At 70.7% G+C, this 26,422-nt stretch carries 24 protein-coding genes; 14 read left to right on the forward strand and 10 right to left on the reverse strand.

Translation table 11 applies throughout. The features are described from left to right. The first annotated feature begins 6 nt into the window (after positions 1 to 6). The 9 genes from KXC43_RS22650 (at position 7) to KXC43_RS22690 (ending at position 13,950) form a co-directional block, all read left to right on the forward strand. Positions 7 to 1,605: an ABC transporter permease subunit gene (locus tag KXC43_RS22650; RefSeq protein ID WP_221378120.1), complete on the forward strand. Its 1,599-nt coding sequence runs from the start codon at positions 7 to 9 to the stop codon at positions 1,603 to 1,605. Beyond that, positions 1,602 to 2,447: a sugar ABC transporter permease gene (locus tag KXC43_RS22655; protein ID WP_221378121.1), complete on the forward strand. Its 846-nt coding sequence runs from the start codon at positions 1,602 to 1,604 to the stop codon at positions 2,445 to 2,447. Before KXC43_RS22650 ends, KXC43_RS22655 begins: the two co-directional genes overlap by 4 nt. Next, on the forward strand, positions 2,444 to 4,222 hold the full coding sequence (locus tag KXC43_RS22660; protein WP_221378122.1) for a glycoside hydrolase family 13 protein: 1,779 nt from the start codon (positions 2,444 to 2,446) through the stop codon (positions 4,220 to 4,222). Before KXC43_RS22655 ends, KXC43_RS22660 begins: the two co-directional genes overlap by 4 nt. 8 nt (positions 4,223 to 4,230) lie before the next feature. Beyond that, positions 4,231 to 9,546 carry a pullulanase-type alpha-1,6-glucosidase gene (pulA, locus tag KXC43_RS22665; protein ID WP_221378168.1) on the forward strand — a complete coding sequence of 1,772 codons (5,316 nt, stop codon included), beginning with the start codon at positions 4,231 to 4,233 and terminating at the stop codon, positions 9,544 to 9,546. A gap of 63 nt (positions 9,547 to 9,609) precedes the next feature. Next, positions 9,610 to 10,329, forward strand: coding sequence for a histidine phosphatase family protein (locus KXC43_RS22670; protein ID WP_221378123.1), 720 nt, complete (start codon positions 9,610 to 9,612; stop codon positions 10,327 to 10,329). After that, positions 10,310 to 11,143 (forward strand): NAD(P)H-hydrate dehydratase, encoded by an 834-nt coding sequence (locus KXC43_RS22675; RefSeq protein WP_221378124.1) that lies wholly within the window; start codon positions 10,310 to 10,312, stop codon positions 11,141 to 11,143. Before KXC43_RS22670 ends, KXC43_RS22675 begins: the two co-directional genes overlap by 20 nt. Before the next feature lie 46 nt (positions 11,144 to 11,189). After that, on the forward strand, positions 11,190 to 11,603 hold the full coding sequence (locus KXC43_RS22680) for a CBS domain-containing protein (protein ID WP_221378125.1): 414 nt from the start codon (positions 11,190 to 11,192) through the stop codon (positions 11,601 to 11,603). A gap of 161 nt (positions 11,604 to 11,764) precedes the next feature. Further along, a complete protein-coding gene (locus KXC43_RS22685) occupies positions 11,765 to 12,367 on the forward strand; it encodes a TetR/AcrR family transcriptional regulator (protein WP_221378126.1) in 603 nt (200 codons plus the stop codon). A gap of 77 nt (positions 12,368 to 12,444) precedes the next feature. After that, on the forward strand, positions 12,445 to 13,950 hold the full coding sequence (locus KXC43_RS22690; RefSeq protein WP_221378127.1) for an MFS transporter: 1,506 nt from the start codon (positions 12,445 to 12,447) through the stop codon (positions 13,948 to 13,950). A gap of 46 nt (positions 13,951 to 13,996) precedes the next feature. Here KXC43_RS22690 and KXC43_RS22695 read toward each other — a convergent pair whose 3' ends face one another. Both KXC43_RS22695 and KXC43_RS22700 read right to left on the reverse strand, forming a co-directional pair. Continuing rightward, positions 13,997 to 14,992 (reverse strand): P1 family peptidase, encoded by a 996-nt coding sequence (locus KXC43_RS22695; RefSeq protein ID WP_221378128.1) that lies wholly within the window; start codon positions 14,990 to 14,992, stop codon positions 13,997 to 13,999. A 49-nt stretch (positions 14,993 to 15,041) separates the two neighbouring features. Continuing rightward, on the reverse strand, positions 15,042 to 15,680 hold the full coding sequence (locus tag KXC43_RS22700; RefSeq protein ID WP_221378129.1) for a TetR/AcrR family transcriptional regulator: 639 nt from the start codon (positions 15,678 to 15,680) through the stop codon (positions 15,042 to 15,044). Between the two features lie 87 nt (positions 15,681 to 15,767). Here KXC43_RS22700 and KXC43_RS22705 point away from each other — a divergent pair, with 87 nt between their 5' ends. Then, on the forward strand, positions 15,768 to 16,805 hold the full coding sequence (locus tag KXC43_RS22705) for an aldo/keto reductase (protein ID WP_221378130.1): 1,038 nt from the start codon (positions 15,768 to 15,770) through the stop codon (positions 16,803 to 16,805). Here KXC43_RS22705 and KXC43_RS22710 read toward each other — a convergent pair. The 6 genes from KXC43_RS22710 to KXC43_RS22735 form a co-directional block, all read right to left on the reverse strand. Beyond that, entirely contained in the window at positions 16,780 to 17,445 is a 666-nt protein-coding gene (locus tag KXC43_RS22710) for a GyrI-like domain-containing protein (protein WP_308129194.1), read from the reverse strand. The two genes, KXC43_RS22705 and KXC43_RS22710, sit on opposite strands and share 26 nt — an antisense overlap. Positions 17,446 to 17,594: 149 nt before the next feature. Next, positions 17,595 to 18,137 (reverse strand): GNAT family N-acetyltransferase, encoded by a 543-nt coding sequence (locus KXC43_RS22715; protein WP_221378131.1) that lies wholly within the window; start codon positions 18,135 to 18,137, stop codon positions 17,595 to 17,597. A gap of 119 nt (positions 18,138 to 18,256) precedes the next feature. Then, positions 18,257 to 18,466, reverse strand: coding sequence for a hypothetical protein (locus tag KXC43_RS22720; protein ID WP_221378132.1), 210 nt, complete (start codon positions 18,464 to 18,466; stop codon positions 18,257 to 18,259). Between the two features lie 47 nt (positions 18,467 to 18,513). After that, on the reverse strand, positions 18,514 to 19,494 hold the full coding sequence (locus tag KXC43_RS22725) for a permease prefix domain 1-containing protein (protein ID WP_221378133.1): 981 nt from the start codon (positions 19,492 to 19,494) through the stop codon (positions 18,514 to 18,516). After that, on the reverse strand, positions 19,491 to 19,850 hold the full coding sequence (locus KXC43_RS22730) for a PadR family transcriptional regulator (RefSeq protein ID WP_221378134.1): 360 nt from the start codon (positions 19,848 to 19,850) through the stop codon (positions 19,491 to 19,493). Before KXC43_RS22730 ends, KXC43_RS22725 begins: the two co-directional genes overlap by 4 nt. A gap of 86 nt (positions 19,851 to 19,936) precedes the next feature. Then, positions 19,937 to 21,406, reverse strand: a complete 1,470-nt coding sequence (locus tag KXC43_RS22735) for an MDR family MFS transporter (protein WP_308129195.1) — start codon at positions 21,404 to 21,406, stop codon at positions 19,937 to 19,939. A 144-nt stretch (positions 21,407 to 21,550) separates the two neighbouring features. Between KXC43_RS22735 and KXC43_RS52795 the strand changes: the two genes are divergently transcribed. The 3 genes from KXC43_RS52795 (at position 21,551) to KXC43_RS22750 (ending at position 24,330) form a co-directional block, all read left to right on the forward strand. After that, positions 21,551 to 23,521: an ATP-binding protein gene (locus KXC43_RS52795; RefSeq protein WP_308129200.1), complete on the forward strand. Its 1,971-nt coding sequence runs from the start codon at positions 21,551 to 21,553 to the stop codon at positions 23,519 to 23,521. Positions 23,522 to 23,647: 126 nt separating this feature from the next. Then, a complete protein-coding gene (locus KXC43_RS53230; protein ID WP_221378136.1) occupies positions 23,648 to 23,887 on the forward strand; it encodes a sigma factor-like helix-turn-helix DNA-binding protein in 240 nt (79 codons plus the stop codon). Further along, positions 23,830 to 24,330 carry a hypothetical protein gene (locus KXC43_RS22750; RefSeq protein WP_221378137.1) on the forward strand — a complete coding sequence of 167 codons (501 nt, stop codon included), beginning with the start codon at positions 23,830 to 23,832 and terminating at the stop codon, positions 24,328 to 24,330. Before KXC43_RS53230 ends, KXC43_RS22750 begins: the two co-directional genes overlap by 58 nt. Here KXC43_RS22750 and KXC43_RS22755 read toward each other — a convergent pair whose 3' ends face one another. Then, on the reverse strand, positions 24,331 to 24,864 hold the full coding sequence (locus KXC43_RS22755; RefSeq protein ID WP_308129196.1) for a DUF1062 domain-containing protein: 534 nt from the start codon (positions 24,862 to 24,864) through the stop codon (positions 24,331 to 24,333). It abuts the gene before it with no gap. 238 nt (positions 24,865 to 25,102) lie between these two features. Here KXC43_RS22755 and KXC43_RS22760 point away from each other — a divergent pair, with 238 nt between their 5' ends. After that, complete coding sequence (locus KXC43_RS22760) at positions 25,103 to 25,861, forward strand: hypothetical protein (protein WP_221378139.1); 759 nt, start codon at positions 25,103 to 25,105, stop codon at positions 25,859 to 25,861. Here KXC43_RS22760 and KXC43_RS22765 read toward each other — a convergent pair. Continuing rightward, a complete protein-coding gene (locus KXC43_RS22765) occupies positions 25,847 to 26,401 on the reverse strand; it encodes a hypothetical protein (RefSeq protein ID WP_221378140.1) in 555 nt (184 codons plus the stop codon). The genes KXC43_RS22760 and KXC43_RS22765 overlap by 15 nt on opposite strands. Positions 26,402 to 26,422: the final 21 nt, after the last annotated feature.

Below are 26,422 nucleotides of genomic sequence, written 5' to 3' on the forward strand. Positions count from 1 at the left end.
CAGCCGATGTCGATCATGCTTGACGGGCCTGCCACGACGCAGGCCCGTCCCGCCCCCGAGGACGACCGCCCGGGGCGCACATCCGGCTCGCTGATCAAGATCGTGTTGCTCGGGTTGACCGTGGCCATCGCGGTCTGGGCCGCTTTCCCCCTGGCCGAGAACCGGGCGTGGACGGGCCTGGCCGTTCTGACCGCCACCACGGCCGGCCTGCTCTACCTGTATCTGACCCCGCGCCACATTCCGCTGAAATACCTGGCCCCGGGCACGATCCTGCTCATCCTGTTCCAGGTGTTCCCGGTGCTCTACACGGCGAGCACGGCCTTCACCAACTTCGGCGACGGCCATCGGGGCAGCAAGGACGAGGCCGTCGTGGCCATCCAGGCCGCTTCGGTCACCCAGGTGCCGGGTTCCCAGCAGTACGCCCTGACGGTCGCGACGACCGGCGACCCGGCCACCGGGCCCCTGGTCTTCCTCATCACCGACCCGGCCACCCGCCAGGTCTCGGCCGGCGACGCCGACGGTCTGAAGGCCGTTCCCGGCGGCGACGTCACCGTGGGCAGCACCGGCCGGGTCACCTCCGCGAGCGGCTACACGGTGCTCACCGCCGGCCAGGCCGGTCTACGCAGCGCCGAGATCACCGCGCTGGCCGTCCCCACGCCGGGCGGCGCGATCCGCTCGTCGGGACTGTCCCGGGCGTACGAGGGAAGGGCCGGCCGAACCTACGACGGGGGCTGCGACTGCATCCGGGACACCACGACCGGCCGGACCTGGACAGCGGACGAAAGCGCCGGCGCCTTTGTGGACGCCGGCGGTGAACGCCTGGCCCAGGGGTGGAAGGTGACGATCGGCTTCGGCAACTTCACGAGAGTGCTCACCGACCCGGCCATCGCCGGGCCCTTCCTTCGTACGCTGGTGTGGAACTTCGGTTTTGCCATCGCCTCCACCGGCGGCACCTTCGTGCTGGGGCTGCTGCTCGCGATGGCGTTGCACTCGCCGCGTGTGCAGGGCCGCACCGCCTATCGGGTGCTGCTGGTGTTGCCGTACGCCATGCCGTCGTTCGCCATGCTGCTGGTCTGGCGGGACATGTTCAACACCGACTTCGGCCTGATCAACAACCTGTTCGGCAGCGACGTCGACTGGTTCGGGGGCAGCGCCTCGGCCCGGCTCGCGGTGATCCTCGTGCAGCTCTGGCTCGGTTATCCGTACATGTTCCTGGTCGCCACCGGCGCCCTCCAGGCCATTCCGCGCGAGCTCGCCGAGGCATCGCGGATCGACGGCGCGAGCGCGTGGGGCGGCTTCCGCCGGATCACCCTGCCGCTGCTGATGGTCGCGCTGACCCCGCTGCTGATCTCGTCGTTCGCGTTCAACTTCAACAACTTCAACGCGATCTACCTGACCACCGAGGGCGCGCCCTTCCCGGCCGACAATCCGGCCAACGGCGCCACCGACCTGCTGATCACCTACACCTACCGGATCGCCTTCGGCGGCGGGGGAGCGCAGTACGGCTACGCGGCTGCCATCTCCATCTTCATCTTCCTGATCGTGGCGGTCGTGTCCGCGATCAGCTTCCGGCGCACCCGTCACCTCGAGGAGGTCCACTCATGACGCGTTGGATCCAGCAGGTCGGGTGGCGACATCTGGTCGGGGTGCTCGTGCTGGCGTTCGCGATGGTGCCGATCGTCTTCGTCGTCTCGGCCGCCTTCAACCCGCTCGGCACGTTGTCGTCGAGCGAGCTGGTACCGACCGGCGCGTCGCTCGCCAACTTCACCGGCCTGTTCTCCGGCACCGGGTTCGGCCGCTGGTTCCTCAACTCGATCGTCATCGCGTCGGTGTCGTCGATCGCCTCGGTCTTCATCTCGGCCCTGGCCGCGTACGCCTTCAGCCGCCGCCGCTTCCGGGGCCGGCGCGTGGGCCTGCTGTCGGTGCTGCTGATCCAGATGTTCCCGCAGTTCCTGGCGATCGTCGCCATCTTCCTGATCTTCTCGACGGTGACCGACCGGTGGCCGGCCATCGGCTTCAACACGTCGTCGGGCCTGATCCTGCTCTATCTGGGCGGCGCCCTGGGCGTGAACACGTGGCTGATGAAGGGCTTCTTCGACACGCTGCCCCGCGAGCTGGACGAGTCGGCCACAATGGACGGCGCGTCGCACGCGCAGGTCTTCTTCCGCATCCTGCTGCCGCTGGTGGCGCCGATCCTCGCGGTCACCGCGCTGCTGGCGTTCATCGGCACCATCAACGAGTTCCTCATCGCCAACGTGTTCCTGACCGACGCCGGCGCCAAGACGCTGCCGGTGGGCCTGTACGGGCTGGTGGCCGGCGAGCGCAACGCCAACTTCGGCATGTTCTGCGCCGGCACGCTGCTCACCGCGATCCCCACCGTGCTGGTCTTCCAGCTGTTGCAGCGCTACATCACCGACGGGCTGACGGCCGGGGCGGTGAAGGGATGATCCGGCGCCCGCACCACGACGGCAGCGAGCTCTACGTCAGCGATCCCGCCCCGGATCTCGGCGACACGGTGAGCGTCTTCGTCCGGGTGCCGCGGGGTACCGGTGTGTCGCGCGTGCACATGCGCTGGGTGCGCGACGGCGAGCCGGTCTTCACGTCGCTCCGGGTGGATCGCCGCGAGGGCGGCGACACGTGGTGGCGCGGTGATCTCGAGGCGCACAACCCGGTCACCCGCTACCGCTTCCTGCTCGGCACCACGAGCGGGGTGCGCTGGCTGACGGCGTTCGGGCTCACCGCGTACGACGTGCCCGACAGCACCGACTTCCAGCTGGTGGCCTACCCGGCCGCCCCGGCCTGGGCCCGCGACGCCGTGGTCTATCAGATCTTCCCCGACCGGTACGCCCGGTCGCCCGGCGCGGACGTGCGGGAGACCCCGGACTGGGCAGTGCGGGCGGCGTCCTGGGACGAGCCGGTGGCTCCCGGCCCGGACGCCACCCGCGTGGTCTACGGCGGCGACCTGGACGGCGTCGCGCGCCGGCTCGACCACGTGACCGCGCTCGGCGCCGACACCGTCTATCTGACCCCGTTCTTCCCGGCACGCTCCAATCACCGCTACGACGCGGCCGGTTTCGACCGGGTCGACCCGCTGCTCGGCGGCGACCGCGCCCTCGAACGGCTCGCGTCGGCCGCCCGCGACCGCGGCCTGCGGCTGATCGGCGACCTCACCACCAACCACACCGGCGACGCGCATCCGTGGTTCGCCGACCGGCCCGACTTCTACTACTCCAAGCCGGACGGCGGTCACGTCGCCTGGCTCGACGTGCCCTCGCTGCCCAAGCTGAACTGGTCGAGCCACGAGCTGCGGCGGGAGTTCCGGTCCATCGTCCAGCGGTGGCTGGCCGAGCCGTACGGGTTGTCGGGCTGGCGGATCGACGTGGCGAACATGACGGCCCGGTTCGGCGCCGGCGACTGGAACCACGAGGTGGCCGCGTGGCTGTGCCGGGCCGTGCGGGAAGCCCGGCCGGACGGGTTGCTGATCGCCGAGCACGGCCACGACGCGACCGGCGACCTCGACCGGGACGGCTGGCACGGCACGATGAACTACGCCGGCTTCACCCGTCCGGTGTGGTGCTGGCTGCGCGCCGGCACGGTGCCGTTCGACGGCTTCCTGGGCCGCCCCGAGGACCTGCCGCTGCTGGGCGCCGAGGCTCTGATGGCAACCATGTCGGCGTTCGCGTCGCAGATGTCGTGGCGCTCGTGGCAGGCGTCGTGGCAGCTGCTCGGCTCGCACGACACGGCCCGGATCCGTACGGTCGTCGGCGGCGCGGAGCGGCAGCACGTCGCCGCCGGGTTGTTGTTCACGCTGCCGGGCACGCCGATGGTCTTCGCCGGCGACGAGCTCGGGCTCACCGGCGGCGGCAACGAGTCGGCCCGCGTGCCGATGCCCTGGAACCGCCCCGACACCTGGGACACCACCACGCTGGGCCGTTACCGCGAGCTCATCGCGCTCCGCCGATCGGCGCCCGCACTGCGCCGGGGCGGGCTGCGCTGGGTGCACGCCGACGGCGACTGCCTGGTCTTCCTGCGCGAGAGCGCCGAACAGAGCGTGCTCGTGCTGGCTTCCCGCGCGGCCGGACAGATCCGGCTCATCGGCCTCCCGGCCGACGCGATCCTGGAGAACCTTTACGGCGGCGCGCCGCCGCTGCACATTGAAACCGATGGTTCCACCGTCATCGATGGATACGGCCCGGCCGTTCAGGTCTGGGCTCTCCCCTAGAAAGGGACATTGTGGTCTCTCGAAGGCTCCTGGCCGCCGCGGTGGCTCTCACGCTGCCCTTCCTGACAGCCGTCCCGGCGCAAGCCGCCACCCCCAAGGCGCCGTCCGACGCCGTCATCGCCCAGTGGGGCACCGACGCGCCCGCCGGCAACGAGCAGTTCTATTTCGTGCTGCCCGACCGCTTCGCCAACGGCAACCGGGCCAACGACAAGGGCGGCCGCACCGGCGACCGGCTCAGCACCGGCCTCGACCCGGCCGACAAGGGCTTCTATCACGGCGGTGATCTGGCCGGCCTGATCGACAAGCTGGACTACATCGAGGGGCTGGGCACCACCGCGATCTGGCTGGCCCCGGTCTTCAAGAACCGGCCCGTGCAGGGCAGCGGCGACGACATCTCGGCCGGCTACCACGGCTACTGGATCACCGACTTCACCCAGGTCGACCCGCACTTCGGCACGAACGACGAGCTGCGCCGCCTGGTCCGGCTCGCCCACCAGCGCGGCCTCAAGGTGTATCTCGACATCATCGCCAACCACACCGCCGACGTCATCCGCTACGCCGAGAACGCGTACGACTACATCGACAAGGCGACGAGCCCGTACGAGGACGCGCAGGGCCGCCCGTTCGACGACCGCAGGGGCGACTTCCCCCCGGTGTCGACGGCCTCGTTCCCGTACACCCCGGTCTTCCCGGCCGCGGCCGACAGAACCGTGAAGAAGCCCGCGTGGCTGAACGACCCGACGATGTATCACAACCGGGGCAACTCCACGTTCGCCGGCGAGAACAGCGAGTACGGCGACTTCTTCGGCCTCGACGACCTGTGGACCGAGCGCCCGGAGGTCGTCCGCGGGCTCACCGACATCTATGCGTACTGGATCGCCGAGACCGGCATCGACGGCTACCGTCTCGACACCGTCAAGCACGTCGACCTCGACTTCTGGCCGCAGTTCAGCGCCGGCATCGAGAGGGCGGCGAAGCGCGCGGGCAAGCCGGACTTCTTCATGTTCGGCGAGGTCTACAGCGCCGATCAGGAGGTCCAGAGCACGTACGTACGCCGGGGCGGCCTGCCCGCCACGCTCGACTTCTCGTTCCAGGAGGCGGCCAAGGGCTTCGTGGCCGGCAACGGCTCGGCGCGGGCGCTGGCCGATCTGTACGCCAAGGACGACCTCTACACCGCCCGCGACACGAATGCCGGCCGCCTGCCCACCTTCCTGGGCAACCACGACATGGGCCGGATCGGCTCGTTCCTCGCTCCCGGCGCCGACGCCCTCCGTCGTGACCAGCTCGCCCACGAGCTGATGTTCCTCACCCGGGGGCAGCCGGTCGTCTATTCCGGCGACGAGCAGGGCTTCACCGGGCCGGGCGGCGACAAGGACGCCCGCCAGGATTTGTTCGCGTCGAAGACCGCCGACTACCTCGACGACGACCTGATCGGCACCGACCGCACCCACGCGGTCGACAACTACAACACCGCGCACCCGATCTACCGGACGATCGCCTCGCTCGGCGCGCTGCGGAAGGCGCATCCGGCGCTGCGCGGCGGCACCCAGGTCACCCGGCACGCAGCCGACGGGCCCGGAGTCTTCGCGGCCTCCCGCATCGATTCCGCCCAGCGTGTCGAGTACGTGGTGGCGGCGAACAGCGCGACCACTCCGCAAACCGTCACCATCGACACCTGGTCGCCGGGCGCCACCTTCGCCGGCATCTACGGCACGACCGCTTCGATGAAGGCGGACAGCAAGCTGACCTTCACGGTGCCGCCGCTGTCGGCCGTCGCGTTCAAGGCGGACAAGGCCATCCAGCGTGATGGGGCCGCGCCGACCGTCACGTTCACGTCGCCCGACGCGGACACCGTGGCCACCCGCACGAAACTGGTCGCCGACACCACCGGCGATCCGCTTTCCACGGTCACCTTCGCGGCGCAGATCGGCGACGAGCCGTGGCGGCTGGTCGGCACGGGCCGGTCGGCCTACCACGACCTCACCGGCCTGGCCGGCGGCACGACCGTGCGCTACAAGGCGGTGGTGAAGGACAGCAGGGGGCGCCTCGCGTCCACGGCCACCACGATCAGGGTGGGCACACCGGTCACGACCACCAGCCCGGACTACGCCGTGGTGCACTATCAGCGGCCGGCCGGTGGCTACGAGGACCACGGGCTCTACGTCTTCGGCGACGTCGACCCGTCGATGACGACGACCTGGCCGGCCGGGCAGCCGTTCGCCGGTGAGGACGCGTACGGGCGGTTCGCGTACGTGAAACTCAAGCCCGGCGCCAAGAACGTGGGCTTCATTGTGGTGGGAAAGGACGGGGTCAAGGACGTCGAGGCCGACCGCTCCTTCGATCCGTCGCAGAACGGGGAGATCTGGCTCAGGCAGGGCGACGCCACGATCACGACGACACCGCCCGCGGTGACGCAGGACCCGGACAAGGCAGTCATCCACTACCGGCGGGCCGACGGCGACTATTCCGGCTGGGGGCTGCACGTCTGGGACGGCGCGGCTGATCCGACCGACTGGGCCTCGCCGCTCGCGCCCGCCCGCACCGACGGGTTCGGCGCCGTCTTCGAGGTGCCGCTCGCGGCCGGCGCGACCGCGCTGAACTACATCCTCCACAAGGGAGACGAGAAGGACCTGCCGGACGATCAGCGGCTCACGTTCGCCGAGGGCGGGCGCGAGATCTGGCTGCTGGCCGGGACCTCACCGCGCCTGGCGCCGGTCGTCAGAAGAGCCGGATCGGACGGCGTCGTCGACCTCACGAAGTCGTCGGCCGTGTGGCTCGACCGGGGCACGATCGCCTGGCTACCGGGCGGATCCACCGACGGCAAGGTCTACGACCTGGTCTACGCGCCGGGCGGCGGGATCGACACCTCGGTCTCGGGCGAATTCAGGAGCGTCCGGCTCTCGGCCGGTGACGGGCTCACCGACGCGCAGCGCACCCGATTCCCGCATCTGTGGCAGTACAACGCTTTCCACTTGCCGAGGGGCGTCAACGCCAAGGAGATCCTCCGCGGCCAGGTCGTCGTCACCGAGCGCGACGCGGCCGGTCGACTTCTGGCCGCGACCGGTGTGCAGATCGCCGGCGTGATCGACGACCTGTACGCGGCGGCGGCCGCCGCCGCCAGGCTGGGACCGGTCGGCACCACGCTCTCGGTGTGGGCGCCCACCGCTCAGAAGGTCGAGCTGCAGCTTTCCTCCGGGCCGGCCGTCGCGATGAGCCGCGACGACCGCACCGGCATCTGGTCCGTCCGCGGCCCCGCGTCGTGGAAGGGCAAGTACTACCGGTACCGCGTCACAGCGTGGCAGCCGGCGGTGAACCGCATCGTCACGGCCGCGGTCACCGACCCGTACAGCCTGGGCCTCTCGACCGATTCGAAGCAGAGCCGGATCGTCGACCTGGCCGACCCGGCGCTCGCGCCCTCCGGCTGGACGGACCTGCGGAAGCCGCCCGCGGTGCCCTCGGCCAAAATCCAGATCTCCGAGCTGTCGGTGCGGGACTTCTCGATCGCCGACCCCACGGTCCCGTCCGCGCAGCGCGGCACGTACTCCGCGTTCGCCGCGAACGGCGCCGGCATGAAGCACCTGAAGGCGCTGGCCGGCGCGGGCACCACCCATCTGCACCTGCTGCCGGTGTTCGATTTCGCGACGATCCCCGAGAAGCGCGCCGATCAGAAGCAGCCGCCGTGCGATCTGGCCGCCCTGCCGCCCGACAGCGAGGAACAGCAGAAGTGCGTGGCCGCGGTGGCCGCCACCGACGGCTACAACTGGGGCTACGATCCGCTGCACTACACGGTTCCCGAGGGCGGTTACGCGGTCGATCCCGATGCGCGGACGAAGGAGTTCCGGCAGATGGTCGCCGGGGTCAACCGGGCCGGGCTGCGCGTGGTGATGGACGTGGTCTACAACCACACGTCGGCCGCCGGGGCAGACCCGAACTCGGTGCTCGACCAGATCGTGCCCGGTTACTACCAGCGGCTGCTCGCCGACGGCACGGTCGCCAACTCGACGTGCTGCGCCAACACGGCGACCGAGAACGCGATGATGGGCAAGCTGGTCGTCGACTCGATCGTCACCTGGGCCAAGGCCTACAAGGTGGACGGCTTCCGCTTCGACCTGATGGGTCACCACCCGAAGGCCAACATCCTGGCCGTACGGGCGGCGCTCGACCGGCTCACCCTGGCGCGCGACGGAGTCGACGGCAGGAGCATCAACCTGTACGGCGAGGGGTGGGACTTCGGCGAGGTGGCCGGGGACGCCCGCTTCGAACAGGCCACGCAGGCCAACATGGCCGGGACCGGGATCGCCACCTTCAACGACCGGCTGCGCGACGCCGTGCGCGGTGGTGGGCCGTTCGACGAGAACCCGCGGGTCCAGGGCTTCGCGACCGGTCTGCTCAGCGCGCCCAACGGGGACGCGGTGAACGGCGACGCGGCGGCGCAGAAGGCGCGGCTGCTGCACTACCAGGACCTGATCAAGGTCGGGCTGAGCGGCAACCTCGCGTCGTACCGGTTCGTGGCGTCCTCCGGGGCGACGGTGACCGGTGCGCAGATCGACTACAACGGCTCACCGGCCGGCTACACCGCGGCGCCGGGCGAGGCGATCACCTATGTCGACGCCCATGACAACGAGATTCTGTACGACGCCATGGCGTTCAAGCTGCCCGCGTCGTTGCCGGCGCTCGATCGGGCGCGGGCACAGTCGGTCGCTCTGGCCACGACCGCCCTCGGGCAGGGCGCCGGATTCGTCGCCACCGGCTCCGAGCGTCTGCGGTCGAAGTCGTTGGATCGCAACTCGTACAACTCGGGGGACTGGTTCAACGAGATCACGTGGGACTGTTCGAAGGGGAACGGCTTCGGTCGCGGGCTGCCACCCGCTGCCGACAACGCGGACAAGTGGGTCTTCGCGCGGCCGCTGCTGGCCGGCCCCGCGCTCGTGCCCTCGTGTGCGGCGATCGCGTTGTCCGACGCCCGCTACCGGGAACTGCTGAAGATCCGGGGCTCGTCGCCGGTCTTCGGCCTGCCGACCGCCGCCGAGGTGCAGAAGAGGATGTCGTTCCCGCTGTCCGGAACGGCCGAGACCCCGGGGGTCGTCACGATGACCCTGGACGGACGGGGAATCGACCGGACCTGGAGATCGGTGACGGTGGTCTTCAACGGCACCTCGGCGGCCACCACCCAGACCGTCCCGGCCCTGGCCGGCAAGGTGGTCACCCTGCACCCGGTGCAGCGGAACTCCGCCGACCCGGTGGTGCGCACGGCCTCGTACGCGAAGGGGACCGGCGCCCTCACCGTGCCCGCCCGTACCACCGCGGTGTTCGTCGAGAAATGAGGAAAGCGGTTTTGTGCCGGCGTGGGCGTTCCACCCACGTCGGCCGGGGGTAACGCTGCGGGTATGGAACAGCTGCAGTGGCTCGCCGTGGTGAGGCACGGCCAGAGCACCGGAAACGTCACCGCCCAGGACGCCGAGACGGCAGGGATCGAGGAGATCGACATCCCGGAACGGGACGCCGACGTGCCGCTCTCGGACCTCGGACGCGAACAGGCCAAGGCGGTCGGCGCCGTCCTGGCCGAGGCCTCCCCACAGGTCGTCGTCGTGTCGCCCTACCTGCGTACCCGGCAGACCGCCGAGCTCGCGCTGGCCGGCCTGGACGTGCCGATGGTCGTCGACGAGCGACTCCGCGACCGCGAGCTCGGCGTCCTCGACCTGCTTACCGCCTACGGCGTGCAGCAGCGGCTGCCCGGCGAGGCAGCCCGGCGCGCCCGGCACGGCAAGTTCTACTACCGCCCGCCGGGCGGCGAGTCGTGGGCCGACGTGCTGCTGCGGCTGCGGGCGTTGCTGCGCGAGCTGCGCGAGGACCACCCCGGCGGCCGGGTGGTGCTGGTGGCCCACGAGGCGGTCGTGTTACTCGTCCGCTACCTCGCCGAGGGACTGAGCGAGGCCGAGCTGATGGAGATCGCCCACCGGACGACGGTGGCGAACTGTTCGATCAGCAGCTGGCGACGCGAGGACGGCGAGCTGCGGCCCGAGCTGTTCAACTCCGTCGACCATCTGCACGCCGAGGGCACGGCGCCGACCAGGCAGGAGGATGTCGATGACGAGCCGGTCCGATGAACGGGTCATCACCCTGCGGGTGTTGCGCGACTGGCCGCTGCCCGACCCCGAGGGCAGTAAGGAGGCCCGGGGCACGGTGCTTGTCGTGGGCGGCTCCGAGTTCACGCCGGGCGCGGTCTTGCTGGCCGGTGAGGCCGCGTTGCGCGCCGGTGCGGGCCGGCTGCAGCTGGCAGTGGCCGAGGAGACGGCGGTGCAGTTGAGCATCGCGGTGCCGGAGGCCAAGGTGATTGGCCTGGCCCAGGCCGACAAGCTGCTGGAGCTGGCCGGGCAGGCGGACGTGATCGCGCTCGGCCCCGGCCTCGACGACATCGAGGAGACCGCCGAGCTCATGCGCGGCGTGCTCGGCGCGGCCCGGCCCGAGACGGGCGTGGTGCTCGACGCGTACGCCCTGGGCGCCCTGAGCAAGCAGCCCAGCCTGCTGCGGCTGCCCCGGGCGGTGCTCACGCCGAACGTGGTCGAGGCGGAACATCTGCTGGGCCGTGATCCGGGTGACGACCTGGCGGCGGCCGCGGCCGAGCTGGCCGACAAGTACCGCGCGGTCGTGTCGCTCTACGGCCACATCGCCACACCCGACGGTCAGGCCTGGGTCGAGGAGAGCGGCGACGCCGGCCTCGGCACCTCGGGCAGCGGCGACGCCCGGGCCGGGATCGTCGCCGGCCTCCTGGCCCGTGGGGCCGACCCGGCCCAGGCCGCCTGCTGGGGCGCTTACGTGCACGCGGTGAGCGGCCAGCGTCTGACGCCCCGGCACGGCCGCACCGGTTTCCTGGCCCGCGAGTTGGTGGACGAGGTGGCCCGCACGATTGCGACGGTCTGAGCCGGGTACGCGGTGTAGTACCCCCGACACGGAAAGGAAGATCCGCATGACCACCGCACGCGAGATCATGACCCCCGACGCGACCTGTGTGGGTGAGAAGGAAAGCCTGGCCGACGCCGCGCGCAAGATGGCCGAGCTGGGAGTCGGCTCGCTGCCCATCTGCGGCGAGGACAACCGGCTCAAGGGCATGCTGACCGACCGCGACATCGTCGTGAAGGCCCTCGCCCAGGGCCGCGACCCGTCGTCGTGCACCGTCGGCGAGTTCGCTCAGGGCAAGCCGGTCACGATCGGCGCCGACGACGACACCACCGAGATCCTGCGGACGATGTCCGAGCACAAGGTGCGCCGCCTGCCGGTGATCGACGGCCACCAGCTGGTCGGCATCGTGGCGGTCGCCGACGTGGCCCGCGCCCTGCCCGACCGTCCGGTCGGCGACCTCATCGACGCGATCAGCGAGTGACGCCCGTCCGCTGACCCTTCTCGAAGAACGGCGTCGTCCCGTCCGGGGGGCGGCGCCGTTCGCTGCGTCACAATGGGCGATCGGAGATCGCGGGAGTGGATCAGGAGGCGTAGTGTACGAAACAGTTTCGTTTCGCAGAGCAGACACGACGGGGGGCCACCATGGCTGAGCAGGCGCGATCCGCCTCGCCGGCCGCGCGTGGCCGTCGGCTCGACAGCGACCGTGAACAGGCGATCCTGCGCGCGGCCTACGAGTTGCTCGGCGAGACGGGCTACCAGGGACTCCGGGTGGACGCGGTGGCCGCCCGGGCACAGGCGAGCAAGGCGACCCTCTATCGGCACTGGCCCACCAAGGCCGAGCTGGTCACCGACGCCGTCCGCACATGCAAGGCCGCCGACGCGCCCCCGCCGGACACGGGGACGCTCCGTGGCGACCTGCGCGCCTGGTTCTGTGACATCGCCACGATGATCGGCAGCGAGGAAGGTCCGCTCCTCGCCGGCCTGTTCATGGCGTTGCACACCGACCCCGAGCTCGCGGCGCAGCTGCGCCAGATGCGCGAGTCCAAGATCCCGCTCGCGGAGGCCATCTGCGCGCGGGCCGTGGCTCGCGGTGAGCTCCGCCCCGGCTACGACGTCGGGCTGATCGACGAGATCGTCCCGGCCCTGGTCTTCATGCGCCGGTTCGCCCTGGGCGAGCCGCTCGACCATGCCTTCCTCGACCATCTCGTCGACGACATCGTCCTGCCCCTGCTGACCCGCGACTAAAACCCGCTTCCGTTCCTTTCCGCACCCGCGTCCGAAGACCCGGGTGGATCTCCGCATGCCCTTGAGGGGGACGTTTCATGTCCATCACGACTTCCGACGCCGCGACACCGCCGGATATATCGCCTAAACCACGAAACCGGTGGTTGGCGTTGTCCGTCATCGCGGTGGCCCAGCTGCTGATCGTGCTCGACGCCACGATCGTCAACATCGCCCTGCCCACCGCCCAGGTCGCGCTGAACATCAGCGACGCCGACCGGCAGTGGATGATCACCGCGTACACGCTGGCGTTCGGCGGCCTGCTGCTGCTCGGCGGTCGCATCGCCGACTTCACCGGTCGCAAGCGGGCGTTCATCATCGGCCTCCTCGGTTTCGCCGGCGCGTCCGCGCTGGGCGGCCTGGCCACCAATGCCGAGACGCTGTTCGCGGCCCGCGCGCTGCAGGGCGCCTTCGGCGCGCTCATGGCGCCGGCGGCCCTGTCGCTTCTCACGGTCACCTTCACCGACGCCAAGGAGCGGGCTCGGGCCTTCGGCGTGTACGGGGCGATCGCGGGCGGTGGCGGTGCTGTCGGCCTGCTCCTCGGCGGCGTCCTGACCGAGTACGCGTCCTGGCGCTGGACCCTGCTGGTCAGCACCCCCATCGCGATCGTCGCCGCGGTGGCGGCCGCCCGGTTCGTCGGCGAGAGCCGCGCCGAGGGCAACACCCGCTACGACCTGCCCGGTGCGCTGACCTCCACCGCCGGGCTCGTCGCTCTGGTGTACGGCTTCACGAAGGCCAGCGAGGACGGCTGGGGCTCCGCCGTGACGATCGGCTGGCTCGTCGCGGCCGTGCTGCTGCTGGTCGGGTTCGTCGTCATCGAGCTGCGCAGCTCGCACCCGCTGCTGCCGATGCGCGTCATCCTCGACCGTAACCGCGGCGGCGCGTACCTGGCGGCGCTGTTGATCGGCTCCGGTCTGTTCGGCGTGTTCCTGTTCCTGACGTTCTACCTGCAGCTGACCCTGGGCTACTCGGCCCTGATGACCGGTGTGGCGTTCCTGCCCTTCACGTTCGGCATCATCGCCGGCGCCGGCGTGGCCGCCCAGCTGCAGACTCGCCTCGGCCCGCGCGTCCTGATGTTCAGCGGCCTGCTGGCTTCGGCGATCGGCATGGTCCTGCTGACCCGCATCGGCATTGACACCAGCTTCTGGAGCCATGTCCTGCCCGGCCTGGTGATCGTCAGCTTCGGTATGGGCGTCACGTTCGGCCCCATGTCCAACACGGCCCTGCTGGGCGTGGCCGACCACGACGCCGGCGTGGCCAGCGCCCTGATCAACACCACCCAGCAGATCGGCGGCTCGCTGGGCACGGCCCTGCTGAACACCATCTTCACCTCGGCCGTGGCCGGTTACATCGCCGACCACCGGTCGGAGATCACCAACCCCGACCAGCTGCCCGCCCTGCAGGCGACGGCCACAGTGCACAGCTACACGATCGCCTTCTGGGTGAGTGCGGGTCTGATCGGCCTGGCCGCACTGATCTCGGTGGTCCTGGTCCGCGCCAACCGCGACCAGGTCTCCTCGAACACCGGAGCCCCCGTAGCGATGTGATCGCGCATCCCCCGGTCGCGGCGGCCGCGTCGCCGCGACCGGGGGATCACAACCTCAGCGCCCGCAGGACTCGCTCATGGGACACGGCAATCTTCGTGTGCCCGCCGAAGCCCGTGGTCGTGGTGGCCATGAACAGTGAGTTGAGCAGCGCCTCCTCGACCGCCTCGAGCACCGCCGCGAAGGCCGGTTCCAGCTCGGCCTCGGGCAGCAGCGGCCCGTCCGGCGCGGCGGTGCTGAAGGCGATCGCGTAGTCGCCACTACCACCGGCGAATTCCGCCCCCACCCGGCCCATGGCGAAGACCGCCCGGCGAGCCAGCCGGGACAACTGCCGCGCGTCGAAGCGGCCGTCGGTGGCCACGACGATGACGCACGAGTTGCCGATCTGCTCGGCCGGCCGGCCCGGGAACGGCACGCCGAGCACGCGGAGAACTCCGGAGAAGTTCGACTGTACGAGTACGCCCACCGTGACGGCGCCTTTTCTCGACGCCGTCCCGATACCACCCTTGAAGCCCAGCGCCCCGGTGCCGGTGCCCGCGCCGACCGACCCCTCAGCGGGCAGACCGGCCGAAGCCGTTTCGAGCGCGGCGTACACGTGCTCGGCGGTGATCGGGCGCGCCCGGATGTCCGACAGGTAGCCGTCGTTCGTCTCCGCGACGATCGGGTTGAGCGACTGCACGGACTCCCACCCCGGCCGCCCCAGCATGTGGCTGACCAGAGCATCGGCCACCCGGAACGTCGACAGGGTGGCGGTCAGCAGCACCGGCGTCTCGATCTCGCCCAGTTCGGCCAGTTGCGTCGAGCCGACCATCTTGCCGTGCCCGTTCCCCACGAACAGCCCCGCCGGCAGGGCCCGCCGGTGGTCGAGCTGATCGGGCACGATCGCCGTCACGCCGGTACGGATGTCGTCCCCCTCGACGAGGGTCGTGTGCCCGACCCGGACCCCGGCCACGTCGGTGATGGCGTTCAACGGCCCGGTCTCGCGGGAGCCGACCACGATGCCGAGCTCTCGTGCCCGCCGCGGCACCTGCGTCGCCCGTTCCATCACGGCAGGCTAGGGCGCATCTGGTGGATCACGTGGGAGCGAGGCGACGTCAGGCGCGGCTGGGCCACGCCGCAGCCCCGCGTGATCCACCAGATGCGCCCTGGTGGTTCACCCCCTGGGTGGCGTCGCGGCGGAGGCCGTCGAGGAAGACGGCGAGGATGCGCTCGTTGTGTTCGGGCGGCAGGCCGGGCACGGGCCGGCACAGCTGGGTGATGGCGTGCAGCAGGTCTTCGGCGCTGAGGTCGGCGCGGACCGTGCCGGCGGCCACCGCGGCGTCGAGCAGGCCGGCCAGGGCGGGGCCGAGCCGCTCGAGGAAGTAGGCGGGCAGGCCCTCGAACGCCGGGTCGCCCGAGTGCAGGGCCGAGGCCAGGCCGCGCTTGGTGGCCAGCAGGTCGGCGAAGCGCCGGATCCAGGCGGTGAGCGCCTCGGCCGGCTCGTGGGCGGCGCTCAGGGCGGGGGCCGCGTCGGCGACGGCGTCGATGTTGCTCTCGACGACGGCCTTGACCAGGTGGGCCCGCTGCGGGAAATGCCTGTACATCGTGCCGACGCCGACCCCGGCGCGGTCGGTGATCTCTTTGGCCGGCGCGTCCACCCCCGAGGTGGCGAAGACCGCGCGAGCGGCGTCGAGCAGCGCGTCGACGTTGCGGCGGGCGTCGGCCCGGCGGCGCGGCGCCTGGTCCTGAGACAACGGCGATCCCTCCCTAGCGAAACGGAAAAGCTTTCCGTATAGTTCCGGAAAGAGTTTCCGCTTAACACTCTAGGGCAGGAGTCCGCCATGCACCACCGCACTCTCGGCCGCACCGGCATCCAGGTCAGCCCCTACGCGCTGGGCACACTGATGTTCGCCTCCCCGATGGGCAACACCGGTGAGGAATCGGCCCGCATCCTGCACCGGGCGCTCGACGCCGGCATCAACTTCGTCGACACCGCCGACGCCTACGCCGACTCCGAAGAGGTCGTCGGCCGGGCCTTGGTGGGCCGGCGCGACGAGGTCGTGCTGGCCACCAAGTTCGGCCGCCCGACGGGGCCCGGCGCCAACCAGCAGGGCGCGTCCCGGCGCTGGATAGTCTCCGCCGTCGAGGCCTCGCTGCGCCGCTTGCGCACCGACCACATCGATCTCTACCAGCTGCACCGCCCCGACCCGGCCACCGACCTGGAAGAGACGCTGGCCGCGCTGACCGACCTGATCAGCAGCGGCAAGGTGCTCGCGATCGGCGCGTCGGGCACCCCGGCCTCGGCCATCGTCGAGGCCCAGTGGATCGCCGAGCGCCGCGGCCTCGCCCGCTTCCACACCGAGCAGCCGGTCTACTCGCTGCTCAACCGCGGCATCGAGCGCGAGATCCTGCCGACCCTGCAGCATTTCGGCATGGGCGCCCTCGTGTGGGGCCCGCTCGGCCAGGGCCTGCTCACCGGCCGCGTGCGCAAGGACGGCGACAACGACCTGCGTCGCTCGGGCCTGCTCCGCCACGTGACCGACGAGCGCCGGCTCGACGTGGTCGAGCAGCTCATCCCGCTGGCGGCCGAGGCCGGGCTGCCGCTGACCCACCTGGCCATGGCATTCACGATCGCCCACCCGGGGGTCACCAGCGCGCTGATCGGCGTGCGCACCATGGACCACCTGGATGCTCTGCTCGCCGGCCTCGACGTCACCCTGAGCGACGACCTGCTCGACCGGATCGACGAGATCGTCCCGCCCGGCACCGACGTCGGCCTGCTCGACCAGGCCGTTCAGCCGCCTGCGCTGCTCGATGCCGGCCTGCGCCGCCGCCCCTGGGCGACCAGGGCGATCACCGAGCAGAAACCGGCTGCCTGAGGATCGTGCGCCGCTTCTCGGGGGCGACCTTGCGGGCGTCACTCAGATAGATCTCGTGGTGCCGCCCGGTCATCGTCAGGCCGTGGGCGGGAACGAAGTCGTTGTGCAGGCGGGCCAGGGTCTCCGCCTCGTCGTCGAAGGGGCCGACGTGCAGGGTCTGCACGCAGCGCCCCTCGGCAAGCGAGGCCAGGCGCACGTCGGGCAGCCGCTCCGGGGCGCCCTTGGCCGCGACCTGCTCGACGGCATCGGCAAACATCGCCTCGTCGATCCACACCGGCGTCATGATCAGCAGGGTCCAGTCCCATTGCGACTTGTCGCGCGCCGTCGTGAAGGCGTCCATGTCGTCGGCCCACCACAGGCCCTCGAGCGGCATGACGACGTAGTCGCGCTCCAGCTTCTGCTTGCTGGCGAACTTCAGCTTGTAGGCCAGCGGATAGAGCGCCTCGGTCGCCCCGGCGAAGTCCCGGCTGGTGTTGGGGTCGCCGTGCCCGTCGATCATCAGGTACTGCATCTCCGGCACGTCCACGATCTCGAACCGCCCCTTGGGTGCGCGGTAACAGCCGAGCTCCTTCTTGAAATCCGTCTTGAGCACGGTCACCTCCGGGCGAGTTCGGTCGGGCTCGATTCTCGGCCATTCCACCAGGGCGGTGTGTCAGCGGGCTCTGCAGCTTCGAGCACCGCAGCGCATCGCCGGAGCACCGCAGCGCTTCGCGCGGCACCGCGCAGGCGCCAGTGGGCGGTCCGCTTCGAGGCACGGGCACCGTTCGCGAGGCCCTGCTGGAAGCCAGGTCAGCGCGAGTGCAGGTCAATGACGTAGAAGAGCAGCTCGCCACGTTCATCGTTGTCCGTGCGGCCCAGGCGCATACCCAGTCGAGTGACGATGTGGCGCGATGCGATGTTGTGAGGGCGGATGCTGGCCCACACGCGACGCAGGCCGGCAGCCTGGCATTGCTGGAGCACCGCCGCAGCTGCTTCGGTGGCATAGCCGCGGTCCCTGTGCGGAGCGTGGATCATATAGCCGATCTCGGGCTCCTCGAAACCGGTCCGGCCTGTGAGCATTCCGCAGTTGCCGATCATCAGTCCGGTTTCCAGGCAGCGCAGGGCATACCAGCACAGGCCATGGTCGTGCTGCGCTGTCACGCGATTGGCGATCCAGCGCTCGGTCTGCTCGAAGGCGGTGAAGGGTCCCGATCCGATGGTGTGCGTGTCCGGATCGGCGAAGAGGGCGTGCAGCTCGACGGCGTCGTCGGCGGTGAAGGCGTCGAGCTTCAGGCGCGTGGTGCGCAGCGACGGCGACATGGCGGCACGTCGTGTGGAGGACATCGTCACCATGAAACCAACCGGACTGCCTGAGCGCACGTCGATATCGTTGCCGCGTTTGATGATGAGGTCGCGGCTCCAGCACGGTGATGTTGCCGGCGGGCGGGTCGGGCAACGCGTGGACCCTGGAGTCAGCGGGCGAGCGTGCTGCGGGGCGCCGCCGCGTCGTAGGCGATGCCGTCGCGTACGGGCGTGAAGGGGAACCCGGCTGCCTCGACCGCATGGCGTTGCGGCTCGTGGCCGAGCCGGGCCGTGCCGCCGCGGCGGACGACCTCGTGGGCGATGCCGAGCTGCGGCGGGAGGTTGCCGCCGCCGTCGACCGTCACGAACAACGCGCGCATGATGGTGCCCCCCCTCGGAGGCCGAGGGGGGCGATCGTATCGGCGGGTCAGCTGACGCTGTAAGTGTTGCCCGTGCCGGGAATCCTGGCCGGACGGCCCTTGCGTGCCAGCTCGGCCTTGCGGGCGACGTCGACGATGTCGTAGAGCGCGCCCAGGGCGACAGCGACGATGGTCGCCAGCGAGACCCAGCCCTCCAGGTCGACGTCGGCCCCGTCGAAGCCGGTGAAGGCGGGGTTGAAGAACCTGTCGGCGGCCAGCAGATAGATCATGAGCCCGGCGGTGACGACGGACAGCGCCGCGTTGGCGACCGCGACCGGGCGGGTCCACCGGCCGAGGCGGTAGACCCAGACGGCCCAGACACACTTCAGGGCGATCAGGACAATCAGCGCCGGCCACCAGAAGGACCAGTTGGCCGGGTCGAGCAGAGGCTCGTCGGTGAACGTGAACTGCTGGAGCACCAGGGCGGCGATCACCAGGACGGGCCAGACGAGGGTGGCGCCGAAGTCGATCCGGGACAGCGCGCCGGGCTCGTACTTCGGCAGGTCGTCCAGGGTCCAGGCCCGCTTGAGCTCGGCCTGGCCCAGGCCGGTGCGCTCGATGACGGCGAAGACGCCGGTGGTCCAGAACGCCATGTGGACCGAGACGGTGATGGTCGTGGTGACGATCGCGGCGATGACGCTGCCGACCGTCACGTCGTCGTCGAAGAGCTCGACGACGGCCACCGCGACGACGACCAGCGGCAGGACGGTGCTGAACAGCGTGACCATCAGGCGTCGCCACACCCCGTAGAGCTCGGGGCCGATCAGGACGTTGCGTCTGCCGGCATAGCTGTCGGCGAGGCGGTCGGGATCGCCCAGCTCGAGGAGCGTGCGCTCGATCGCGGCCTCGCGGGACTCGCCGGCCTCGACCCGGGCGTCGACCGCGTCGTCGATCGAGGCGCGCAATTCGCGGTCGATGTCGGCGCGCTGCTGCTCCGGCACGCGGCGCAGGGCGGTGTAGACGTAGCGGTCGACGAGGGTGGTGGTCATTTGTCGCTCCCGGGGGTCGAGATGGGGTCGGTGGAGAGGTCGCCGATGGCGTCGTCGAGGCGGGCCCACTCGATGCGCAGGGCCTCGGCAACCGCGTTGCCCTGCTCGGTGGTGGTGTAGAACTTGCGCGGCCGGGCCTCGTCGGTGTTCCACGCGCTGGTGAGCAGGCCCTGCGACTCCAGACGGCGCAGCAGGGGATAGAGCGTGTTGGCCTCGACCTCGAAGCCGGCGTCGCTCAACGTCTCGAGCAGTGAATAGCCGTAGCCCGGTGTGCGCAGCACGGTGAGGCTGGCCACGACCACCGTGCCGCGACGCAGCTCCTGTAAGTGGCTGGCCAGTGTCGCGTCCGTTGTCATGTCCAACACCATACTGTGTCTCACACACTATGGCAACGCACTACACCAACGTGCCCACAAGAATGTTTTGAACGGAGAGAGTCGTCCTATTTGTCCGCGGAGGCGGAGCCGGGCGCGGGGTCGGGCGCGGGGTCGTCGGCAAGGGGGTCGGGCGGGGCGGCGGTCACCGCGTCGGCCGAGCGGGGGATCAGGGCGGCCAAGGCGATCATCACGACGGCCACCAGCAGCATGCCGATGAAGATGCGGTGGACGGCTGTGGTGAGAAGAGCCGGATCGACGGTGTCGCCACCGATGATGGCGTTCGCGATCGCCCCGAACACGGCAGCCCCCAGCGCGCTGCCCAGCGACCGCAGGAAGATGTTGTTCGCGGTCACCACGCCCCGCTCCGACCAGCCCACGCTCGACTGCGCCGCGATCAGCGTCGGCGCCGCCGTCAGGCCCATGCCGAGCCCGATGACCAGGCAGTACGTGCCCACGGCCCACACCGACGACTCCGCGCCGAGCAGCAGCAACAGCGCACAACCCACCGTGACCAGCACCGTGCCGATCAGCGCGGTCGCCCGGAAACCCACCCGCAGGTACACCCGGCCGGCCTGGCTCGCCGTGATCGGCCAGCCCAGCGTGAGCGCGGCCAGCGCGAACCCGGCGACCAGGGGCCCGTACCCGAGGACGTCCTGTACATAGATCGGCACGTACGAGCTGAGCCCGAGCAGGATCGCCCCGACCCCCACCGCGAGTTGCCCGCTGGTAACCAGCAGCCGTCGCCGGAACACCCACAACGGCAGCACCGGCTCGGGCGCTCCGCGTTCGGCGAGCCCGAAGAGCACGAGCAGGAGCAGCCCGCCGCCGAGCGTGATCAGGCTGGCGGGCGAGATCCACGCCCACGCCTGCCCGCCCTCCAGCACGCCCAGGATCACCAGGGTGAGACCGGCCGTGAGCAGCGCCGCCCCGCGGTAGTCGATCGCCGGGTGGTGGCGTTCGGCCCGCTCGTGGAACTTGGTGAAGATCATGCCGCCGGCCAGCAGGCAGAGCGGGATGTTGACCAGAAAGATCCACCGCCAGTCGACGTACTCGCTGAACACGCCGCCCAGGGTGGGCCCGACAACCGACGAGATACCCCAGACGCTGGCCAGGTAGCCCTGCACCTTGGCCCGCTCGCGCACGGTGTAGAGGTCGCCCACGATCGTGATCGTGGTCGGCGCGATCGCCCCGGCGCCCAGTCCCTGCACCACCCGAAAGATGATCAGTGTGAGCATGCTCCAGGCCAGGCCGCACAGCACCGAGCCGACCAGGAACAACCCGATGCCCCAGAGCACGACCGGTTTGCGCCCGAAGAGGTCGTTGAGCTTGCCGTAGATGGGCACCGAGACGGCCTGGGCGAGCAGATAGACCGAGAAGAGCCAGGGGAACTCGGTGAAACCGCCGATGTCCTTGACGATGGAGGGAACCGCGGTCGCGATGATCGTGGAGTCGATCGCGATCAGGGCAGTGGACAGCATCACGGCGGCGAGGACGGGCCCGCGCTCGGACCGAAATCCGACGTTGTTCTCCGGCACCCTGTTGACTTACTCCTGTCGGTGGCGCCGCGCGCGGCGGGACAGCCGGAAGAGTCGGACATCACCCCGGTGCGGTAATGATCCGTTGAACCGGCCCGAGCGGTGACGCGGCCGTCCTAGCCTGGTTTTGTGGCGTGCGTCGTGGTGGCGGAAGACAACCTTGACCATCAGCGGGTGATCGCGGAGGTCGTCCGCCGGCTCGGTCACGAGGTCGTGGTGACCGGGGACGGGCGGGCGGCGCTCAAGGCGATCGCCGAGCACCGCCCGGCGCTGGTCGTGGCCGACGTCGACATGCCGCACCTCGACGGGTTCGAGCTGTGTCACGCCATCCGCCACGACCCGGAGATCGCCGGCACGCCGGTCGTGCTGATCACCGCGTACCTGCTCCCGGGTGACCCGCGGCTGGCCGCGACGGGCGCGCTCGCCGTGATCGGCAAGCCGTTCAGCGTGCCGCAGCTGACGGAGGACCTGCGCACGTACCTGGGCACGGCGTCGCCGCCGGAGGAGCCCAAGCCGATCGGCACGGCCGGCGCCGTGCACCGCGCCGCCTTCGACGCGTTGCTCGACTGCCTGGACGCCGGGGTGGCCGCCTGCGACGTGTCGGGGCACATGGTGCTGGCGAACCGCAAGATGCACGAGTACATCGGCCGCGACGTCGGCGACGTGCCCATCGGTGACGCCACGCACCGGTTCGTCCTGCTGCACCCCGACGGCAGCCCCTTGCGTACGCATGAGCTGGCTCTTTCCCGGGCCCTGGCCGGCGAGAAGGTGGATCAGGCGGAGTTGCTGGCCCACGACGAGGCCGGGCGCCCGCGCTGGTTCGCCGTCAACGCCCGCCCCGTGCGCGACGAGTCCGGCCGGATCACCGGGGCGGTGGCCGCGATGCACGACGTGACCACGCAGCATCGCAACCGGCAGTACCAGCACTGCGAGAACGAGGTGCTCAAGGTCATCGCCGACCATCCGCAGGCGGCCGACGCCACCGACCGCATCCTGGCCGCGATCGGCGTCACGCTGGGCTGGCCGTACCTGCGGTTGTGGCTGGTCGACGAGGTGACCGACCTGCTGCGCCCGGCCGGGGTCTACGCCGACCCGCACTCGCGCCCGCTGCCCGTGCCGGTGAGCATGAGCCGCGGCGACGGCCTGGCCGGGTCGTGCTGGCAACGCGGAGACCTGGTCTGGGTGCCCGACCTGCACGCGGCCGATTCCCCGGTGCTCTCGAGCATCTCGGCCGGCAGCGAGTTCCGGGCGGCGGGCGCGGTCCCGGTCCGCAGCGGTGACCGCATCGTCGGGGTGATGACCTTCTTCGCGTACGACCGGCAGGAGCCCGACCCCGCGCTCGGGGTGCTGCTGACCGGCCTGGCCGGCCTGATCGGCGCGTTCCTCGAACAGCGCCGCAGCGAGGTGCTGGCCCTGCACCTGGCCGCCGCCACCGACGAGTACATCGCCCTGGTCGGCCACGAGCTGCGCACGCCGCTGACCTCGATCGGCGCCTACGTCGACCTGATCGCCGAGTCGAACGACGACGTCACCCTGGGCGAGGTGCGCGAGCTGCTGGACGTGGTGCAGCGCAACAACTCCCGGCTGCGCGACCTGGTCGAGAAGCTGCTGGACCTGGCCGCCCTGGAGTCGGGCCACGCCCAGCTGACCGTCGAGCCGGTCGACCTGACCGAACTGATCGGCGAGTCGGTCGACGCCGCGGAGGCCGAGGCGGCCGCCCGCGGGATCACCGTGCGGGCCGAGCTCCCCGGCGATCTGATCGTCCCGGGCGACCGGCTCCGGCTGCGCCAGATGACCGACGCCCTGCTGAGCAACGCGATCAAGTTCAGCCGCCCGGACTCCACCGTCGCCGTGTCCCTCGGCGACGAGCACGGCGAGTCGGCCATCCTCACCGTGGCCGACAACGGGGCCGGTATCGCCCCGGCCGAGCAGCCACGCCTCTTCCGCCGCCTCTACCGGGCCGGCAACGCGCGCCACACCGGCATTCCCGGCACCGGCCTCGGCCTGGCCCTGTGCCGGGTGGTCGTCGAGCGCCATCACGGCTCGATCACCCTGGCTTCGCACGAGTCCACCGGCACGACGGTCACCGTCCGCCTGCCGCGCGAGGCCGTCTGACCGTAGCCTGCCGTCATGGAGCGTTCGCCCAAAGTCGCCGTGCCGCACGAGGGAACTCGGCGGGCGCTGCGGTCATAAGACAGATGTGAGCCCGCGCCGCCGTCCACTCCCGACCACGCCGACGAGGTGGCTCACCGACTGGACGACGAGCGCGAGCTCGAGCGTGTCACGGCGGCGCTGGAACGGCTGCGACCGCCCGACCGTGACGTTCTCGTGCTCTGCGTCTGGCAGGGCCTGAGCTACGCCGAGGCCACGGGAAGGACATCGAGCAGTGGTCGTCGAAGTGCAGCGACCTTGGCGTGGGCGGCGTGGGCATCGAAGGCGTCCCGTCCCGCCCCGGGGCCGCCGCGAAGCGGGAGGTCCTGATCGACCGCCGGGGCAGTTTCACGCTCTGCGTGGACATCTCGCTGGGCAGCGGCACCGCCACCGATCCGCTGATCGCCCTCTCCGGAGTCAAGCCGGACGCCGGCAACGACCTCAACGGCACGTGGACCACCGTCTACGACAAGCCCTTCACCCGGCCCCGGGGCGGCGACGTGCTGGTGGTGGGCGGCAGCCTGCAGACACCGCCGCCCGGTGGCCCCGAACTGCACCCCTTCCAGGTGTACGGCCTGAGCGGCCCCGCCGTGACCGGCGTCGACGTCGTGCTGACCAACGGCCTGCGCGTCACCGCCAGCCTGCGCGACGGCATCTGGGGCGCCTGGTGGCCCAGCGACAAGGGCGACCCGACGGGCTGCCGGCTGCAGGTCCGCACTGCCGCCGGCCTCGCGACCGTCGATCCGTACGCGAACCGGATCGTCTTCGATTGATCAGCGTTTCAGGGTGAAGGTGAACTCGTCGGAGAGCCTGGCGTTCAACCGGACCGCCGAGACGACCTTTCCCTCGGTGTCCAGCCGTTCGACCGCGGCCCGGGACAGACCGCAGCCTTCGGCGATCAGCCGCACCGGCCGCACCGGGATCGGGGCCGCGAAGCGGACCACGACGTCGAGCACGTCCGGAAGGCCGTCGCCGTCCTTCGATCGGCCGGTGTCGAGGCGCCAGGCGCCGTCCCAGTCGAGAGCGACGCGATTGCGGCGCCGCACGATCGGGTCCTGGAGCACCTGCGCGGCCAGGCCCGGGTCGTTGTGGTGCAGGCGGTCGAGCAGTTCGGGCCGCACCGAGCGCACGGTCACCCGCTCCAGAACGGAGAGCTTCGTGGTCTCTCCGCACCCGGCGCAGAGCGCGAGCAGCCAGGCGTCGATCAGCTTGTGGTTGGCGTTGACCCGGAATTCGCCGCCGGCCCGGAATCGCGCGGACGGGCACGAATGGCATCGGCGGACGACGAGCGGCAGGCGGGTGGGCACGACTGTCCAGTTTTCGAGCACAGAGAAACACCGGTTCCCGTGAGAAATTCGCAGCAAGAAGAAACGCGGCGCGAAAGCGCGACGCGCGAGGGATCAGCGCTGGGAACAGCTCACAGGATGTACAAGGGACCGTCCTTCATCGGCTCAGCCCGCAACATATCGACGCCGGGCGCCGTCCTTCCACAGGTTTACCTGTCGAGGCAGGCATCAGCCGTACGTAAGCACTAAGGTGCCCGGCGTGGATGTCGCCCGCACGTTCCTGACCGAGATCGACGCCCGGCAGCCCGAGGCACTCACCGGGCTCTTCCTGCACGGATCGATCTGCTGGGGCGAGTTCTTCGCCGGCAGCGACGTCGACTTCGTCGGGGTGTGGGCCAAGCCGCCCGACCACACCGCCCTGGCCGAGGCCCACGAGGCGACGAAGGCGAGACACCCCGAGGTGGTGTTCGACGGCTTTCACTGCTCGCCGGACGACCTCGCCGTCTCGGCGTTGACCGTCGGGCGGCGTCCGGCCTTCTTCCGGGGCGAGTTCGACCCCGACGGCAAGGTCGACATCAATCCGGTCACCTGGCACGAGCTGGCCGAGCGGGCCGTGGTGATCCGGGGCGAACTGCCGCCGGTGCACACCGACCGATCCGAGCTGCGCGAGTTCACCCGGAACAACCTCGACACGTACTGGCGGTCGATACTCACGCAGATCGAGCAGGACGGTGCCGTCGCCGAACTCGGCCGGCACGAGCCGTCCGTGCTGTGGGTGGTGCTCGGCGTCGCCCGCCTCCACCACCTGCTGGTCAAGGACGAGCTGACCTCGAAGAGCGGCGCCGGGCGCTACATCGTGGCCGAGCTGGACCCCCGGTGGCGCCGGCTCGGCATCGACGCCCTGCGCATCCGGGAGCGACCGGACGAGCCGACCGCCTATGACGACCCGGCCGAGCGGGGCCAGGAGACGTACGACTTCCTGCGCTGGGCCATCGACGACCGGTCAGGCCAGCGGTAGCCCGGCCGACTGGGTCTCGGTGGGCTGCGGGGCGGCGTGGTGGGTGAGCACGGCCCCGGTCATGAAGGTGCCGCCGACGGCCAGGGCGCCCAGGACGCCCAGGGAGATCTGCTGCTCGAGGTCGCCCTGGTGGGAGTAGTCGGACTCGGTCACGACGGTGGTGCGGTCGTCGACGGTCAGCACGTACTGGCCGTCGCGCAGCTCGGTCTGGCCGTCGAGCCCGGCGAAGGCCACCACCACGGCCAGCCAGAAGGCGAAGAACAGCACACCGGCCAGCATGCTCGCCCAGTGCGGCACGTGCGGCGGCACCCACGAGGTCAGGCTCCACGGGCTGCGGGGCCGGGTCGTGCGGTAGTACCAGCGGTTGCCGATGACGCCGGCGATCACGCCGGGCACGGACAGGGCCGCGGCCACCCCGACCGCCCACGCGGTCGGCGCCAGGCGCACCCCGGCCACCAGGGCGGCGATGAGCACGGCCGACCACAGCAGGCCGGCGGAACACATCGCGCCGCACACCAGCAACCACCGCTGCGGAACCATGTCCGGACGTTATCGGCCCGG

It is taken from the genome of Paractinoplanes polyasparticus (genome assembly GCF_019710575.1).
Lineage (GTDB): Bacteria > Actinomycetota > Actinomycetes > Mycobacteriales > Micromonosporaceae > Actinoplanes > Actinoplanes polyasparticus.

Excerpts from the sequence above, each read along its gene's own strand:
- KXC43_RS22650 (WP_221378120.1), top strand. The coding sequence starts at position 7 with ATGTCGATCATGCTTGACGGGCCTGCCACGACGCAGGCCCGTCCCGCC.
- KXC43_RS22765 (WP_221378140.1), bottom strand. The coding sequence starts at position 26,401 with ATGGTTCCGCAGCGGTGGTTGCTGGTGTGCGGCGCGATGTGTTCCGCC.
- KXC43_RS22715 (WP_221378131.1), bottom strand. The coding sequence starts at position 18,137 with ATGGTGACGATGTCCTCCACACGACGTGCCGCCATGTCGCCGTCGCTG.
- KXC43_RS22655 (WP_221378121.1), top strand. The coding sequence starts at position 1,602 with ATGACGCGTTGGATCCAGCAGGTCGGGTGGCGACATCTGGTCGGGGTG.
- KXC43_RS22725 (WP_221378133.1), bottom strand. The coding sequence starts at position 19,494 with ATGACCACCACCCTCGTCGACCGCTACGTCTACACCGCCCTGCGCCGC.
- KXC43_RS22685 (WP_221378126.1), top strand. The coding sequence starts at position 11,765 with ATGGCTGAGCAGGCGCGATCCGCCTCGCCGGCCGCGCGTGGCCGTCGG.
- KXC43_RS22660 (WP_221378122.1), top strand. The coding sequence starts at position 2,444 with ATGATCCGGCGCCCGCACCACGACGGCAGCGAGCTCTACGTCAGCGAT.
- KXC43_RS22730 (WP_221378134.1), bottom strand. The coding sequence starts at position 19,850 with ATGACAACGGACGCGACACTGGCCAGCCACTTACAGGAGCTGCGTCGC.
- KXC43_RS22720 (WP_221378132.1), bottom strand. The coding sequence starts at position 18,466 with ATGCGCGCGTTGTTCGTGACGGTCGACGGCGGCGGCAACCTCCCGCCG.
- KXC43_RS22690 (WP_221378127.1), top strand. The coding sequence starts at position 12,445 with ATGTCCATCACGACTTCCGACGCCGCGACACCGCCGGATATATCGCCT.
- KXC43_RS22705 (WP_221378130.1), top strand. The coding sequence starts at position 15,768 with ATGCACCACCGCACTCTCGGCCGCACCGGCATCCAGGTCAGCCCCTAC.
- KXC43_RS22670 (WP_221378123.1), top strand. The coding sequence starts at position 9,610 with ATGGAACAGCTGCAGTGGCTCGCCGTGGTGAGGCACGGCCAGAGCACC.
- KXC43_RS22680 (WP_221378125.1), top strand. The coding sequence starts at position 11,190 with ATGACCACCGCACGCGAGATCATGACCCCCGACGCGACCTGTGTGGGT.
- KXC43_RS22675 (WP_221378124.1), top strand. The coding sequence starts at position 10,310 with ATGACGAGCCGGTCCGATGAACGGGTCATCACCCTGCGGGTGTTGCGC.
- KXC43_RS22695 (WP_221378128.1), bottom strand. The coding sequence starts at position 14,992 with ATGGAACGGGCGACGCAGGTGCCGCGGCGGGCACGAGAGCTCGGCATC.